Source organism: Paracoccus benzoatiresistens (assembly GCF_026913015.1).
Taxonomy (GTDB): domain Bacteria; phylum Pseudomonadota; class Alphaproteobacteria; order Rhodobacterales; family Rhodobacteraceae; genus Paracoccus; species Paracoccus benzoatiresistens.
On record NZ_JAPTYD010000003.1, the window covers coordinates 1 to 14031 of the forward strand.

Here is a 14031-nt window from a genome sequence, read left to right on the forward strand (position 1 = left end):
ACCACCAGCGCCGGGCCAACCTGCACAATGCACAGAGCCAGGATCACCAGCGCCAGAAGACCAGCCCCCGCCACGCCGCGCGGTCGTAGATAACGCTGGCAGTCGCCCCTGATCTTTCGAGAGGGTAGGGGATCGGCGACCTAAGCCTGACACGAAGAATAAGCCACGGCGGACTATGCATCCAAACGCTGCGCCAAAGGGCCGCTGCCGACTCTATGCGCAGAAGGCCGGCACTTACGGGCGAGCGGATCACGGAGGCCGAAGTTGAGGTTCGGACAGGCGCAGCCAAGGGGATAAACGTTGCTCAGGGAGGTTCAGCGCAATGGTCGAGGTGTCGCAGGCTGCGACGAGCCTTTATCGAGGCGAGGGTATTGCGGGCAGGGAAGGGGGGCTTGCGCTCCTATCACAGGCCACTCTCGCCCTTGCGCCGCAGGAACCTACTGCACAATCCCCAGCCCACCTAGACCCTGCATATCACTGCTGATCGCGCAAGTCAGTTGGTCAACAGGCCATTGAACGACATCCATGCCGCTCCGGCGTCGGGCCTTTCAACTCACTCGACGGCAGATGGGGACAGCGGTCCAGGATGCCGGGATCGCTCCGGGCCTGCGGGACGTGCGAGTGGCGTCGTCAGCCTGCCTTGGACGGGGTCGCTCCGGGCAGTTCGATGTTGATCTCCAGGCTCGACATCTGGTCGCCCCGCTCCATCCGGACCTCGACATCGTTGTCTCCGATCGGGATGTGCTTGCGGATCGCGGCAATGATGTCGCGCTGCAGCATCGGCAGATAGTTGGCCTCGCCACTGCCTCCGCCGCTGCCGCGCTCGTGCGCAAGAAGGATCTGCAGCCGGTCCTTGGCCGTCTGCGCGGTCTTGGCGGGGCGGGGCTTGCGAATGAGATCGAACAGGCTCATGTCGCGCGTCCGAACAGTCGCTGGAACAGGCCGGGACGGCGTTCCCCCACGATGCGCATCTCGACCTGGGTTCCGGTCAGGCGGGCCACCGCATCCTCGTAGGCGCGGGACGCGGCCGAGGGCTCGTCCAGCACGACCGGCGTGCCCACGTTCGAGGCCTTCAGGACCGCCTTGCTTTCGGGAACGACGCCCAGAAGCGGCACGGCCAGGATCTCCAGCACGTCCTCGACCGTCATCATCTCGCCCTTGTCCACGCGCTCCTGGTCATAGCGCGTCAGCAGGACCTGGGCCTTGATGGGCTCGGCGCCCTCGGTCTCGGCCCGCTTGGTCTGGCTGCTCAGAAGGCCCAGCACCCGGTCGCTGTCGCGCACCGACGACACCTCGGGATTGGTGACGACCACAGCCTCGTCCGCGTAATACATCGCCATCTGGGCGCCGCGCTCGATGCCGGCGGGGCTGTCGCAGACGATATAGTCGAACTCGGCCTTCAGTTCCTTGAGGATCTGCTCGACCCCCTCCTTCGTCAGGGCATCCTTGTCGCGGGTCTGGGAGGTGGGCAGGATCGCCAGGGTGTCGAGCCGCTTGTCCTTGATCAGCGCCTGCTTGAGCTTGGCGTCGCCCTGGATGACGTTGATGAAGTCGAAGACCACGCGCCGCTCGCAGCCCATGATCATGTCCAGGTTGCGCAGCCCCACGTCGAAGTCGATCACGACCGTCTTGAAGCCCTGCTTGGCAAGCCCCGCCGAGATCGCCGCGGCCGAGGTCGTCTTGCCGACGCCCCCCTTGCCCGAGGTGATCACGATGACCCGCCCGAGGGGCGGATTCTTCTTGGCTTCCGTTGTCATGCGATCACCTCCATGCGAAGTTTCTCGTCCTCCAGATATATGTGGGTACAGCGTTGGCGGGCGGCGTCCTCAAGCGATTCGCTTGTCTGGTAAAGCCCCGCGATGGCGACCAGTTCGGCGTTCAGGTCCTGGCAGAAGATATGGGCGCTTTCATTGCCATGGCAGCCCGCGATCGCGCGGCCCCGCAACGAGCCATAGACGTGGATGTTCCCCGCAGCGACCAGTTCGGCCCCCGAGGCGACCGAGCCGATCACCGTGAGGTCGCCATGTTCGGCCACGACCATCTGGCCCGAACGCACCGGCGAGCGGATGACCTTGTTCTCGGCCGGGCGCGGCGCGGCAGCGGCCGCAGGGGCGGGCGTGGTTTCGCGGGGCAGGGGGGCGTCGCGGCCCGTGTTCACGGGGATCAGGCCCAGCGTTTGCAGCGCCGCTTCGTCAAAGCCCGGGGCGTTCTGCACTCCGAAGACGCGCAACTCGCGGCGACGCAGGTTGTCCACCAGCTCGCGGATACGATCGGGGTCGTCGAGGCCGGGGACGTTGGCGAAATCCAGCACCACCGGCGCGCCCGAGAAGAACTGCGGCGTCTTGCGAAACTGCTCGTCAAGCTGCGCGTAGAAGGGGCCATCCGCGCGATCGGTGTCGATGCGAAGCGCCAGCACGGTCAGGAAGCGGCCGCGCACCTGCAACGCGGCTACCTTTGCCGGCATGGAGTCATGTCGGGCCCGCGCGTATCGATCAGACACCTCGAAACTCTGCTCCTGCTCTGTGGCGGATCGCGATTCGCCCCGCTCTTGTTGTGGCTTATTTGTCACGACCGGCGGTCAGAAGAAAGAAGCCCTTCAGGGTTTCAGCAGGAACCCGCCAACTTGTAAAGACCGGGAACGGATCCGGGCAGAAACTCCGCTCAGGCAGCCCAGCCGGATCATCTAAAGGACAGCGCCGGCGGCGCATTGTGTTCCTTTGCTGCATCAGGTTGGCTGTTGGTGTCTGCAGGGTCGGAACCTTATCGGGGGTGACGGCTGTTGGGTTTCCAGCACCAGCTTAAGGAATGCCCCCATGCCTGTCCTCAGCCTTGCCTGCAATCCGCTCGAATGGACGATCGGTGTCTTTTCCGTCGCTGACAAACGAGGAAACGTCACCGCGCGCCGCTACTGCTTCGGCCCCTACGTCGTGACATGGAACTGACGAGTTGATGGGCCGGCTACACATCGCCGCCAGACCCTTGTCACCCTGACCTAGGCAGCCCCTTTCCGGGGCCATTCTGCCAGCCTCTAGGCATGCCACCGTGCAATTGACACACATACCGTTTCCCGTTGCAGGACATGCGGAACATCGGCCTTCGGGATGTGTTGACAGACAGGAGGACCCAGCATGACCCGTGAACGGCCCAAGCAGCCCAATCCCGCCACCGATCCCCCGCGCCAGCATGGCCAGGGCGAGCACGAGGGCGTTCCCCATTCGCCCGAGGAGTTCGATGTCATGAACCCCGCAAAGACCGGCAAGACGCCGGGCAACCCGCAGGAAAACCAGTAGCTGGCCGGACAGGACAGCCGGGCAGGCGGCGTCCTCCGGGCGCCGGCTGCACGCTTGAAACCCCGCGCGGGCCGGTCACCCGGGCTGCGCGGTTTCCTTTTGCGTGATGAGACAGGCCGGGATCAGGCGAAGGTCGGGCCAGTCCCTTCACGGCCCCGGCTTGCGTCCAGGCTCCATCGGCCGTAGCCGGCAAGATGCTTTGTGGCGCATGTGCCATCCGGTATGCGACGGCCATCCAGCCCGAAAGGCTGCCACCCTTCTGCGGCATGGGGAACGAAAGCCGCGCCATGACGGCGACCTTCCCGCAGATAGCAAAAGACCCTGTGCGTGTCGTGGCGCACAGGGTCCTCTGGGGTAAGTGCGAGCAGGACTCGCAACCACAAGGTATTGTCCGCTTGCATATCGTGCAAGTCATAATTGAAATCCTCCCCCGAAAAGCGCGCGCGGACAGCGCCTTCCAGCAAAGAGAGGCAGGCAAAGGGCGCAGCATGTGATCCTTGCTGCTCCGCCATCGGAGGCCGCGTCTCCATGGGATGAAAATTCCTGCTTGCCTTTCGCCGTGGAACATCCATATACCATCCACGTGGATGGAGAATCGTGATGGCAGAGATACGCACCCTGCGGGACAAGACGCCCGACAGTGAAAAGATTACCCTTAACTTGGGCTATGTTGATCTGGGCCGGATCGACCTGCTGGTGCAGGAAGGGTTCTATTCCAACCGCAGCGATTTCATCCGCACCGCCATTCGCAACCAGTTGGACAGCCATCGCGATGTCGTGGCCCGCACCATCGAACGCCACACGATGGATCTCGGGCTCCGCGACTTCGGCGGGGCCGAGCTTCAAGCCCTGCTCGACGCGGGCGAGGTGCTGCATGTCAAGGTCGTGGGCCTCGCGCGCATTGCCGCCGACGTGACGCCGGAACTGGCGCGGGCCACGATCGGGTCGATCTCGGTCCTGGGCGCGCTGCAAGCCAGCCCCGAGGTCAGGAAAGCCCTGGCCGATCGCATTCACTGACCCCTTTGCAAAGGACGAACCGATGAAACCTCTGGACATGGGCGCCCTGCGCCGGGCGATGGACGGCCTGCGCCTTGAAGGCGCCAGCGATCTGGTGCAGCGTACCCTGGCCCGCCATGGGCTGACCATGCCCGGCGGGCAGGCGGGCTTCGAGCCGCCCTTCACGGCCCCGTCCGCAGCACCCGTTTCGGACTCCATGCCGTCCGGCGCCAGCTTCAAGGCGGACCGCTTCACCTGTGCCGCCGGAAGCCGCGAATACATGACCTATGTGCCCGCCTCGGCCCCGCAGGGCATCCGGGGGATGGTGCTGATGCTGCACGGCTGCACGCAGACCCATGCCGATTTCGCGCGGGGCACCGGCATGAACGCCTTGGCCGAAGAGCACCGGCTGATCGTCGTCTATCCGCAGCAATGCCGCGGCGAGAACGCCCAGTCCTGCTGGAACTGGTTCAGCCCGGGCGATCAGCGCCCCGGTCGGGGCGAGCCCGAGATCCTCGCGCAGATGGTCCTGGACGTGGCGGCCCGGCATCGGGTGCCACAGGATCGGATCTTCGTTGCCGGGCTGTCGGCAGGCGCGGCCATGGCGGTGATCCTGGGCCAGACCCATCCCCGTGTCTTTGCAGCCGTCGGCGCTCATTCGGGCCTGCCCTTCGGCGCGGCCAGGGACGTGCCCTCGGCCTTTGCGGCGATGGGCGGCGGTGCAGCCGATGCCTCGGCTCGGCGGGGATCCGTTCCGACGCCCACCATCGTCTTTCATGGCAGCGCGGACCGCACCGTGCACCCCTCGAATGGAGAGCGGATTGCCGCGGATACGCTGGCCGCGGGGCCAGAGCAGACGGTGCTTGACCAGACAACGGGGAAGGCGGGCAAGCGCGCCTATCGCCGAGAGATCACGACGGCACTGGATGGCCGCGTTCTTCTGGATCACTGGGTAGTCGAGGGTCTGGGCCATGCCTGGTCCGGCGGCAGGCCTGGCGGGTCCTACACCGACCTTCAGGGCCCTGATGCCAGCGCCGAGATGGTGCGCTTCTTTCTGGGGCAGCCCGGAACGGAACGGCCCGGGCCCCGTCGTTGAGCCTTCGCGAAACAGGTCTCCTGCGGATGTGCTGCCATCCACCTGCCTGATTGCCTTGACGACCTCACTTCGACACGGAGCCCGTACCGCTTTGTCCCGCCGGACGTTGAAGACGCGGATGCGGCCGTCATGCAGGGTCGGACAGGAAAGGCGGGACCCTGTGGGTCCCGCCGGAAGGTCATGCGACCGTTACAGCAGGAAGTCGCTGGCTGTCAGGTCGTGAATGCCTTCGATCATGCCCTTGGCCTCGTAGGATCTGTCCCCATCGGTGTTGAGGTACAGATAGGTATCGCCCTGATAATGGCGCACCCGGATTTCTGCGCCGTCCGTGGTGAAGGCGCCCGAGCCGGCCAGACCCAGGAAGTCGAAGGCCTGGTCACCCCTTCGCGTCGTGTTCGCGTCGATGCCGCTGAAGTCGAACACATCGCCCTGCGCGAAATCGTCGATGACCGTGCCGTCCCATTCGGACGCAGTGTCGAATTCGAACACATCACTGGTCGAGGGCGCGGGGATCTGGGGTGCCGGGGTCTGGGTTCCCGGGGTCTGGGGTGCCGAACCGCCGCCGCCTCCGGTCCGTCCGTCGAAGGCCTCGTCGAACTCGGGCGCGTTGAACATCTTGCGCGCCGAATGCGTCACCCCGTCAGCGACGACCAGTTCCCAGTTGAAATCCCAGCCCTTGGACTCGGCAAGCTCCTTGGCCTCCTCATAGACGAATTCGGCCCGTTCCAGCCGGTTGTCGCCCTGGCGCATGGCTGCCGAGCCGGTCGCCAGGTCCGAGGCATTCGGGTCGTCGTCTGCCGAACCCGCATAGATCGTCACCGGGTCGGCAAGATAGTCCTTGAGATAGGCCTCCCGGTCAGCGGACGACAGGTCGCCGCCGAAGCCATAGGGCAGGTCTTCGGACAGGCTTGCACGCACATGGGTCGACGCGTTCGCGACGATCATCTTGTCGAAGATGTCGGGGCCGAAGGCTGCCACGCGGCTGAGGAACTGGGCGCCCCCCGAATGACCGAAGCCGATGGTTTCGTCGGCAGGGTCGTTGCCCACCTTGGCATGGGCCCATTCGGCGATGTCGTCGACAAGCGAGATGGTCCAGTCGTCCTGCGAGCGAAGCTGGCCGTTGCTGCCGACGATGCCGCCCATCTGGTAGTCCTTGCCCGAGAAGTCGGACTCCTCGAACAACGGCGCAACCACGTAAAGGCCCTTTTCATCCGCAATCCTGATGGCCGCGTCGCGCGCGCCTTCGGCATTTCGGCTGGAGCCATGGAAGTTCAGCAGTACGCCCTTGATCTCGCCGTCGGGGCGATAGGTGAAGGTTTTCAGCGTGGTGCCGCCGAAGTTCACGTCCAGGGTCTGTTCGCCCCGCGGGGCAGCGGACAGGTTGAGTGCCATATTTGATCAATCCCTCGAAGAGTCGTGTTTTTTTGTCAGCAGGCGTTATGCCGCCCGTCTGGTTGATTGCGTTGTGATGTGTTCTGCAATGAACGATGGATGGATCCTGCCTGCCGTTCGGCAAGGGATGCCCGCGCCCTCGCTGGCCGGTTGGTCAGCGTGGCCTGTCAACATTCCTGCAAAGGCTGGAAATTGCGCGATGGCGGGCTGCGACGAAAATACGTCAACAAGCTAGCTATCAATCCACCGACATGTTTGTCTGGCTGGTCTTGCCCTTGTTCAATCTCCTTTCCGTTCCGAAAAGGCGCAAAGCCTTTCGGATCATGGTTTTTTGTTCATCGACAAGGCTCTTCGGCATGGGTGATCCATCCGGCGGAGAAATCCGCCCGAGCCTGTTCGACTGGTTCAATCTGGTTGGGGGGTCAGGCGGCATGCAATCAGCGCCTGGTCCGCTTTGGCCTTCTTCTGGTCCTGACGGATAAAAGAGGCCGTTTGCAAATCCTGCTACATGGTCAGGTGTTTCCGAAGGACACGCCATAACGGCAGTCGATCTGCTGTCTGCTTGTCATGAATTACCTGAAGAGAATTACGCCTTGTGCCCGTGGAATCTTATCCAGGAGAAAAAGGGATTCTTGGTCTACGGCAACCAATAACTAAACTGTCACCGATTATCGCCAGAAATTTCAATGTTATCGCGAAAACCTCCTTCGCATTCCCTGGTGCTCACCCAAGGAATTACCCGGACATTATGTTAGAGTCAACCAAAGGATGAGAAAGGTTCCATTAATACAACCTATAGGCGATCCTATGCCGATTTGCAGTCTGACCATCAGCAGGCGATCGCTGTTCTATTTATCAGACGCTGCGTCTATTCAATATGTTAGGAGGTTTAGGGGATTGTGTCCGCGAAACTTTGCCTATGAACGCATGCGCTGACGACATGCGGGATGTCGTCAGCCATGTCATGATCCGAGGCCTGCGCAAGGTCAGATGGCCAAGCGAAGATGGTGGCCTATGCTGTCGTTGGCCGCAGGCGGGCGGCTGGGAAGCGCCTGAGTCAGTACCTCGAGCGAGGGCTCCACCTCGAGCCCGGTCACGGGACGGCTCTGGAAGTTCGTGACCTCGTTGTCGATCATCAGGGGATACAGGTTCAACGTCGGAACCGAGCCGGCGTCTTCGTTGAAGCGCAGCGCCGCGGCGACCCCATAGGGTGGTGCCTTGAAGCGGTCGAAGCGGCCGGGCGTGTTCCAGATGAAGTTGCCCAGGTTGAAGACGACGGTCTTGCCCCCGACGATCTCGACCGGCTGGGCGACATGCGCCCCGTGACCGATGATGAGGTCGATGCCCTGATCGATCAGCTCGGACGCCGTGTCACGCTGGGTCTTGGTGATGCCTTCATAGTCGGTGCCCCAGTGCGGGAAGGCCACGAAAGTCGGATTTGTCAGGCCGCTGCCGTTGGCCTTGATCCATTCGCCGATCCAGCGTGGCGAGATCACTCCGACACCCGCCACCGCCCGCGAGGCGTACCAGCGATATTGCTGCTGATAGCGGGTGCGATATTCGAACCCGCCGAACACGACCAGCGTGCGCGGCGACCCTCCGGCCGAGAAGCTGTGCAGATAGGGCCTCTGCGCGTCGTCGCGGCTTGCGCCGGCGCCGAAGTGCCTGATGCCGGCGTCATCAAGGCGCCGGATCGTCTCGGCCAGTCCGGCGGCGCCGCAATCCAGGGCATGGTTGTTGGCAAGGCTCAGGGCGTCAAAGCCCGCCTCGCGCAGCGCCGCGACGGTGCGGTCCGCATCGCTCCAGCCGAGATAGTTCTTGCGGCCGGCAAGCGCCGGGTCCGGGCTTTCGGCCAGCGGCACCTCGAGGTTGCCGATGACGTGATCCGCGCTTTGCAGCAACCCGACAAGGTTGCTGATGGAATGTCCGTGGCCCTGCGAGGACAGAACTTCCCGCAGTCCGGCCATGCGCGGGGACTTGAGATAGGATTCGCCGAAGCCCACGTCCCCGGCGAACAGGACGGTGTAGGCGCCCGCGTTCTTGTTGCGGCCATCATCTTCGGCCGAGAGCGGTTCCCGCGCCGCCGGCCAGGTCGAGGCGAGCGAGTCCGTCGGCAGGTTCAGTGCCGTCGCAAGGCGTTCCAGCGCGGCAGGATCGTCTGCCGTCACCACCGCGCGGTTCGCGACCCTGTTGAGAAGCCTGCGCACCCCCCCGGTCCGCGCGCCAAGATCCGGCGGCATCAGCGCCGCCGCGATGCGCGGCAAGCCCAGCCCCTGTTCCAGCAGGTCCCGGGGCTTCACAAGGATCACGGCAGCGTCGATGTCATTGGCCTGGAACAGATCCGCCACTGTCTTCAGCGGCTGGCTGGATGGGGCCAGCCGTCCGGCCTCGCCGACGATCCCGAGCTTGCGGCCGGCACGTTGGGCCAGCGTCTCCAGGGTCTGGCGCAGTCCCCTGGTCGCCTCGATCGGCCCGACAAGCGCGACCACGGGCAGGCTCTGGCTCGCGGCTTCGCCAAGCAGGGCATCGAACGCGCCCGACACGATGGATTCGCGCCGTTCCTCGGGGGCGGTAAGCACCTGCATGTGCAGGCCGGGACGGCTGTTGATCTCGCAGATCGCGCCTCCGGTTTCCTGCCAGGGACGGCTCAGGTCGGTGGTGACGAAATCGACCCCGCAGACGTCGATGTGCAGGACGCGCGAGGCGGCTTCGGCAGCGCGGATGATGGACGGATGAATCTGGTCCGTCACATCCAGCGACGAGCCGCCGCGGGACACGTTGGATTCCAGCCGCAGGAACACCTGCCGCCCCTCCTCGGGAACCGAATCCGGCGTGAGTCCCTGCTTCGTCAGCAGCGCCAGGGCGTCCTCGTCCAGCTGGATCAACTTCATCAAGGCATAGGAGCCCTTCAGAAGCGTGTCGCGTTCCGGGCGCCTGTTCTCTTCCCTGACCAGTTGCGCGACAGTACGCGTGCCGTCGCCAATGACCTGGGCGGGCCGCCGGACCGTCACCGAAAGCAGCTTGCCGTTGCCGACCAGCAGCCGCATTTCGTCGCCCATGATCATCGTCTCGATCACGGCCTTTTCAGAACGGCGCACAGCGCGGGCGAATGCCGCGCGCACTTCGTCCTCGTTCGAGATGGCCAGGGTCACATCCCTGCCCATGTTGCCGTCAAAGGGCTTGATGACAAGCGGATAGCCCAGCTCACCGGCAGCGGCCACGGCCTCCTCCTCGGTGCGGGCGGTGCGCTGCTTGGCCACCGGCAGCCCGGCCTCGGCCAGCAGGCGGTTGGCCATGCTCTTATCACCGGCAAGCTTGACGCCGATCGAACTGGTCGTGGTCGATTCCGTTCCCTTCAGGAACCGGGCCTGCGGGCCCAGCCCCACGCGGATATACTTGGAGCCGGTGACGACATGCCACGGAAGGCCGCGTTGTCCGGCCATTTTCGCCAGAAGCAGCCCGTCGGCACCCGGGGTCACGGGCAGCGTCGCCTTCAGGTACCCGCGCAGCGCGTTCCGCACGGCGCTGCGCAGCTGAGGGCCCTGGACACCGTCCACCAGCGCCTGCGCGACCGCGAATCCGGCTTGCGCGGCGGCCAGGCCGATCTGCGCATTCGTCGTCTCGAAGATGGCAGTGCCCTGCGCCTGGCGGGACGTGGGCGCGTTTTCCTCGCCATCCGCGGCGCCTGTGCCCTCCGCAGCGCTCTCGCCTTCCGCGGCGCGCTCGCTGTCCGCCGGGCGCTCGGTCTGCGCAGCGGTCTCGCCGTCCGCCGTGCCTTCACCCTCGGCGGCGCGCCCGGCATCGGCGGGGCGATAGGCACTGAACGACACCGGCCACGCGACATAGCGTTGCGCGATGACGGCCATCACCTCGGCCACCGCGGCGGCGGGCCAGGCGGTCTCGGATCGACGCAGGCGGCGTCCGCCCGGAAAGTCCAGGATCGCGGGACGCATGAAGGCCAATGCGCGACGCAGGCGGCGGATGGCCTGAGGGTCGATCACCTTTTCCGCGGCTTCCGCGGAGGTCGCGCGGAAAATGGCGCCGCGAGAATAGACATTGCCAGGAAGGATAAAGCTGCTCTGGTCGATTTGCATGGGGATCCTCTCCGTCATTGGGGTCTTTTCAGCTTTCCCGCAGGCTGTTCCGGAAGAACTGGACAAGGGGCGTCATCAGGTATTCCCACGTGGTCCGGTCGCCCGTGCGGATCATGACTTCGGCGCTCATGCCCGCCTGGATCGGCACGGTCTCGTCGGCCAGCGAAGCGTTGTCGAGTTCCACCCGCGCGAGGTAATAGGGCGCGCCCGTCACCTGATCGACCAGCCGGTCCGCCGACACCGTCGTGACCCGGCCTTCGAAGGGCGCTTCGGTGCGGCGGTTCAGGGCCGCCAGCCAGACCTGGGCGGACATGTCCGGGCGCACCTGGTCGATGTCCATCGGGTCGATGGTCGCCTGGACGACCAGCTTGTCGCTGACGGGGACGATTTCCATCAGCGTCTGTCCGGGAGAGATGACGCCCCCGATCGTGTGCACCTGGAGGCCCTTCACCACGCCGGCGACGGGCGAGCGTATCTCGCCGCGCTCCAGCACGTCCTCGGCGGTCCGCAGCTGCTCGGTCAGCTCATAGTTGCGGGCGCGGGTGGTGCGCAGCTCTTCGACGACCTCGTTCGCCTGGGTGTTGCGAAGGTCGGCCATGCGAAGGGCCTCTTCCTCGATCCTCTGTTCGGCGGTTGCGATTGCGGCCTGATAGCTGGCGATCTCACCTTCCAGTTCGGCGGTCGAACGCCGGATGTCCAGTTGCCGCGTAATGGGAACAAGGTTCTTGGCCAGCAGGCTCTCGATCTGGGTAGCTTCCTCGCGCAGCAGGGCAAGGCGCCGTTCGGCCGCGGCGATCTGGTCCCTCAAACCCTGGATCTGGCTGTCTAGCTGCTTGCGCGTGCGATCGCCGATGGCCAGCCGTTCCGCCAGCAGCGACACGCGGGACTTGAAGATATCCTCTTGCCCCTTCATGGCGCGCGCGATCGCGGCATCGCCGAACTTGTCGGTCAACTCCTTGGGAAAGTCGATCTTGTCGGCCCCGGCCTGTTCCGCAAGCAGGCGCGCCTCGGCCGCAAGGCCTTCGTAATACTGCCCCAGCAACTCGTTCCGGCTGGAACTGGTGGCGGTGTCGTCCAGCCGCAGCAGGACCTGCCCACCCTGGACCGGGTCGCCCTCGCGGACCAGGATCTCCTTCAGGATGCCGCCTTCCAGATGCTGGATGGCGCGGACGTTGGAATCGACATTGATGACGCCGGGCGCGACCACGGCCCCCGCGACCGGGGCGGTCGAGGCCCATCCATAAAAGGCCCCGCCGGACACCATGATGACGGCGAACCCGCAAGCGATCAGCACCCGGCCGAAGGGCCTACGATCCTCGATCCGGGGATTGAGCCAGACCGGAACGGCGGCGGGGGTTTCCTCGCTTACGCTCACTTGATCCTCCTCAGTCTGTTGGGACGGACCGCGCCGCGCTGGTCCTCGCCGCCGCCGCCACCGCCGCCACCGCCGCCCTTGCGGATCTCGTGCTTGCTTTCGCTCAGGAACAGCGTGACATCGGCCATGGCCGCGGATCGTTCGGAATGGAGCGACTGCGTGATCACCAGCGACGTTCCCGCGGCCTTCCGCTGGGCCAGGGCCGCGTCCAGCATCCGGCGGGACACGCGGTCGAGGTTGGCGGTGGGTTCGTCCATCACGATCATGCGCGGACGCCCGTAAAAGGCGCGCGCAATCGCGATGCGCTTGCGCTGACTGCCCGACAGCCCGGGATAGCTGGGGCCGATCACGGTGTCATAGCCCTCGGGCAGCTGGATGATGAGATCGTGGATCCCCACCAGCCTTGCGGCCGCCATCACGTCCAGCAGGTCGCCGTTCTGCATCCGGGCGATGTTTTCCCGCACGGTGCCGTCAAAAATCTCGGTATGCTGGGGAAGATAGCTGATCATCCGCGACCGCAGTTCGGGCGGCAGGCGGCAGATCTCCATGTCGCCGATCCGAACCTGTCCGTCGCGCGGCTTCAGCGTTCCGACAAGAAGCCGCGCAAGGGTCGATTTGCCCACGCCGGCGCTGCCGCTGATCAGCAGCATCTGCCCCGGTCCGAAGCGCAGCGACAGCCGGCGATAAAGGTCGCGCCGTTCGTTCGGATAGCGGAAGGTGACCCCATCCAGGATGATGTCGTCGGCCTCGAGATTGGGAAGAACCGAAATCGAGGACGTCTGCGTGATCGTCAGCCGCTTGCGGATGCTGCGATAGGACGCAAGCGCCTCGCGCAGGTTTCGCCACCGCGCCAAGGCCTTTTCGGCCAGGGTGAAGCCGAAGCCGGCTAGGATGCGTGCCGCGAAGATGCCACCCAGCGTCAACGATCCCTGAACGTAGAGCCAGACGCCCACGGCGATCATCGCGATCCGCAGCAACTGGCTCAGCGTGCGCAGGATGGCCCGGAAGGTGACATCGCGCCCCTGGGCCGTGTTGCGTTCGCCCGCCCGCGATTCGGCAACGCCGCGCCAGCGTTCGGCCAGGGTATTGGCCATCGCCAGGCCGCCGACGCTTTCCCTGTTGACCTCGGCGCTGGTCAGGATCGAACCGGCTTCGCGGCCCGCGTCCCCCACCGCGCGGCGCTGGTCGCGGGTCATCTGATCGGCCGCGACCGAGACCAGGAACAAGGGAACCAGAGCGCCCAGGGCGACCCAGCCCAGCGTCGGGTGGATCAGAAAGACCCCCAGGAAGAACAAGGGCGCAAAGACGACATCCATCCAGGACGCAAGGGTCTCTGCCACGAAGGTGCGCAGCCTGGCCACGTCGTCCAGCCCGCGGGAGGTGTCGTCCTCGTTTCGCTCGCTGCGGGCCTCGGCCAGGCCCTGGTGAAGGATGCGCGGCGCCAGTTGCGCCTCGATCCAGTTGCCCCAGCGGACGAACATCCGCCGCCGGATGATGTCCAGCAACATCCCGCAGAAGACCGCGATCAGCACCGCGATCGTCAGCATCACAAGTGTCTCGATGCTGCGGCTGGAGGGCACGCGGTCCAGGACCTGCAGCAGGTAAAGCGGCAAGGCGAACTTCAGGACGTTGAACACCGTCGTGAAGAGGAAGGCGGCGAACAGCCCCGGGCGGGACACAGCCCAGGCGGCCCTGATGACCGTTCCCGTTCCGGGCTTCCGACGCGCTCTTATGGCCATGATTTGCCTTCTGTTCGTCCTGGCGTCACGCGCCGTTACCATTTACTTG

The 14031-nt window shown here is 65.0% G+C and carries 11 protein-coding genes; 4 read left to right on the top strand and 7 right to left on the bottom strand.

Annotated elements, in window-relative coordinates; all coding sequences use genetic code 11:
- Positions 1–630 precede the first annotated feature (630 nt).
- Genes minE through minC form a run of 3 tightly spaced genes read right to left on the bottom strand, consistent with a single transcriptional unit; the run spans position 631 to position 2464 of the window.
- Complete coding sequence (gene minE, locus OU682_RS03420) at positions 631–912, bottom strand: cell division topological specificity factor MinE (RefSeq protein ID WP_268940672.1); 282 nt, start codon at positions 910–912, stop codon at positions 631–633.
- The gene (minD, locus tag OU682_RS03425; RefSeq protein WP_268940673.1) at positions 909–1757 is read right to left on the bottom strand and encodes a septum site-determining protein MinD; all 849 of its coding nucleotides are present in this window, start codon (positions 1755–1757) and stop codon (positions 909–911) included. The genes minE and minD overlap by 4 nt, the downstream gene beginning before the upstream one ends.
- Positions 1754–2464: a septum site-determining protein MinC gene (gene minC / locus OU682_RS03430; RefSeq protein ID WP_268940674.1), complete on the bottom strand. Its 711-nt coding sequence runs from the start codon at positions 2462–2464 to the stop codon at positions 1754–1756. Before minC ends, minD begins: the two co-directional genes overlap by 4 nt.
- A gap of 349 nt (positions 2465–2813) precedes the next feature.
- Between minC and OU682_RS03435 the strand changes: the two genes are divergently transcribed.
- The 4 genes from OU682_RS03435 to OU682_RS03450 all read left to right on the top strand — a co-directional run bounded on the left by OU682_RS03435 (position 2814) and on the right by OU682_RS03450 (position 5382).
- Complete coding sequence (locus OU682_RS03435; RefSeq protein ID WP_268940675.1) at positions 2814–2942, top strand: hypothetical protein; 129 nt, start codon at positions 2814–2816, stop codon at positions 2940–2942.
- A 186-nt stretch (positions 2943–3128) separates the two neighbouring features.
- The gene (locus tag OU682_RS03440; RefSeq protein WP_268940676.1) at positions 3129–3290 is read left to right on the top strand and encodes a hypothetical protein; all 162 of its coding nucleotides are present in this window, start codon (positions 3129–3131) and stop codon (positions 3288–3290) included.
- A gap of 600 nt (positions 3291–3890) precedes the next feature.
- A complete protein-coding gene (locus tag OU682_RS03445) occupies positions 3891–4307 on the top strand; it encodes a ribbon-helix-helix domain-containing protein (RefSeq protein ID WP_268940677.1) in 417 nt (138 codons plus the stop codon).
- Positions 4308–4329: 22 nt separating this feature from the next.
- Positions 4330–5382, top strand: a complete 1053-nt coding sequence (locus OU682_RS03450) for an extracellular catalytic domain type 1 short-chain-length polyhydroxyalkanoate depolymerase (protein WP_268940678.1) — start codon at positions 4330–4332, stop codon at positions 5380–5382.
- 189 nt (positions 5383–5571) lie between these two features.
- On the opposite strand, the gene OU682_RS03455 is transcribed toward OU682_RS03450, so the two are convergent.
- The 4 genes from OU682_RS03455 to OU682_RS03470 all read right to left on the bottom strand — a co-directional run bounded on the left by OU682_RS03455 (position 5572) and on the right by OU682_RS03470 (position 13982).
- A complete protein-coding gene (locus tag OU682_RS03455; protein ID WP_268940679.1) occupies positions 5572–6774 on the bottom strand; it encodes an alpha/beta hydrolase family protein in 1203 nt (400 codons plus the stop codon).
- 986 nt (positions 6775–7760) lie between these two features.
- Entirely contained in the window at positions 7761–10868 is a 3108-nt protein-coding gene (locus OU682_RS03460; protein ID WP_268940680.1) for a CapA family protein, read from the bottom strand.
- Between the two features lie 28 nt (positions 10869–10896).
- Positions 10897–12243, bottom strand: coding sequence for an HlyD family type I secretion periplasmic adaptor subunit (locus OU682_RS03465; RefSeq protein WP_268940681.1), 1347 nt, complete (start codon positions 12241–12243; stop codon positions 10897–10899).
- A complete protein-coding gene (locus OU682_RS03470; RefSeq protein ID WP_268940682.1) occupies positions 12240–13982 on the bottom strand; it encodes a type I secretion system permease/ATPase in 1743 nt (580 codons plus the stop codon). The genes OU682_RS03465 and OU682_RS03470 overlap by 4 nt, the downstream gene beginning before the upstream one ends.
- Positions 13983–14031 lie beyond the last annotated feature (49 nt).

What these genes read in the sequence shown, in the direction of transcription:
- minE (WP_268940672.1), bottom strand. Translation starts at nt 912, where the DNA reads ATGAGCCTGTTCGATCTCATTCGCAAGCCCCGCCCCGCCAAGACCGCG.
- minD (WP_268940673.1), bottom strand. Translation starts at nt 1,757, where the DNA reads ATGACAACGGAAGCCAAGAAGAATCCGCCCCTCGGGCGGGTCATCGTG.
- minC (WP_268940674.1), bottom strand. Translation starts at nt 2,464, where the DNA reads ATGCCGGCAAAGGTAGCCGCGTTGCAGGTGCGCGGCCGCTTCCTGACC.
- OU682_RS03435 (WP_268940675.1), top strand. Translation starts at nt 2,814, where the DNA reads ATGCCTGTCCTCAGCCTTGCCTGCAATCCGCTCGAATGGACGATCGGT.
- OU682_RS03440 (WP_268940676.1), top strand. Translation starts at nt 3,129, where the DNA reads ATGACCCGTGAACGGCCCAAGCAGCCCAATCCCGCCACCGATCCCCCG.
- OU682_RS03445 (WP_268940677.1), top strand. Translation starts at nt 3,891, where the DNA reads ATGGCAGAGATACGCACCCTGCGGGACAAGACGCCCGACAGTGAAAAG.
- OU682_RS03450 (WP_268940678.1), top strand. Translation starts at nt 4,330, where the DNA reads ATGAAACCTCTGGACATGGGCGCCCTGCGCCGGGCGATGGACGGCCTG.
- OU682_RS03455 (WP_268940679.1), bottom strand. Translation starts at nt 6,774, where the DNA reads ATGGCACTCAACCTGTCCGCTGCCCCGCGGGGCGAACAGACCCTGGAC.
- OU682_RS03460 (WP_268940680.1), bottom strand. Translation starts at nt 10,868, where the DNA reads ATGCAAATCGACCAGAGCAGCTTTATCCTTCCTGGCAATGTCTATTCT.
- OU682_RS03470 (WP_268940682.1), bottom strand. Translation starts at nt 13,982, where the DNA reads ATGGCCATAAGAGCGCGTCGGAAGCCCGGAACGGGAACGGTCATCAGG.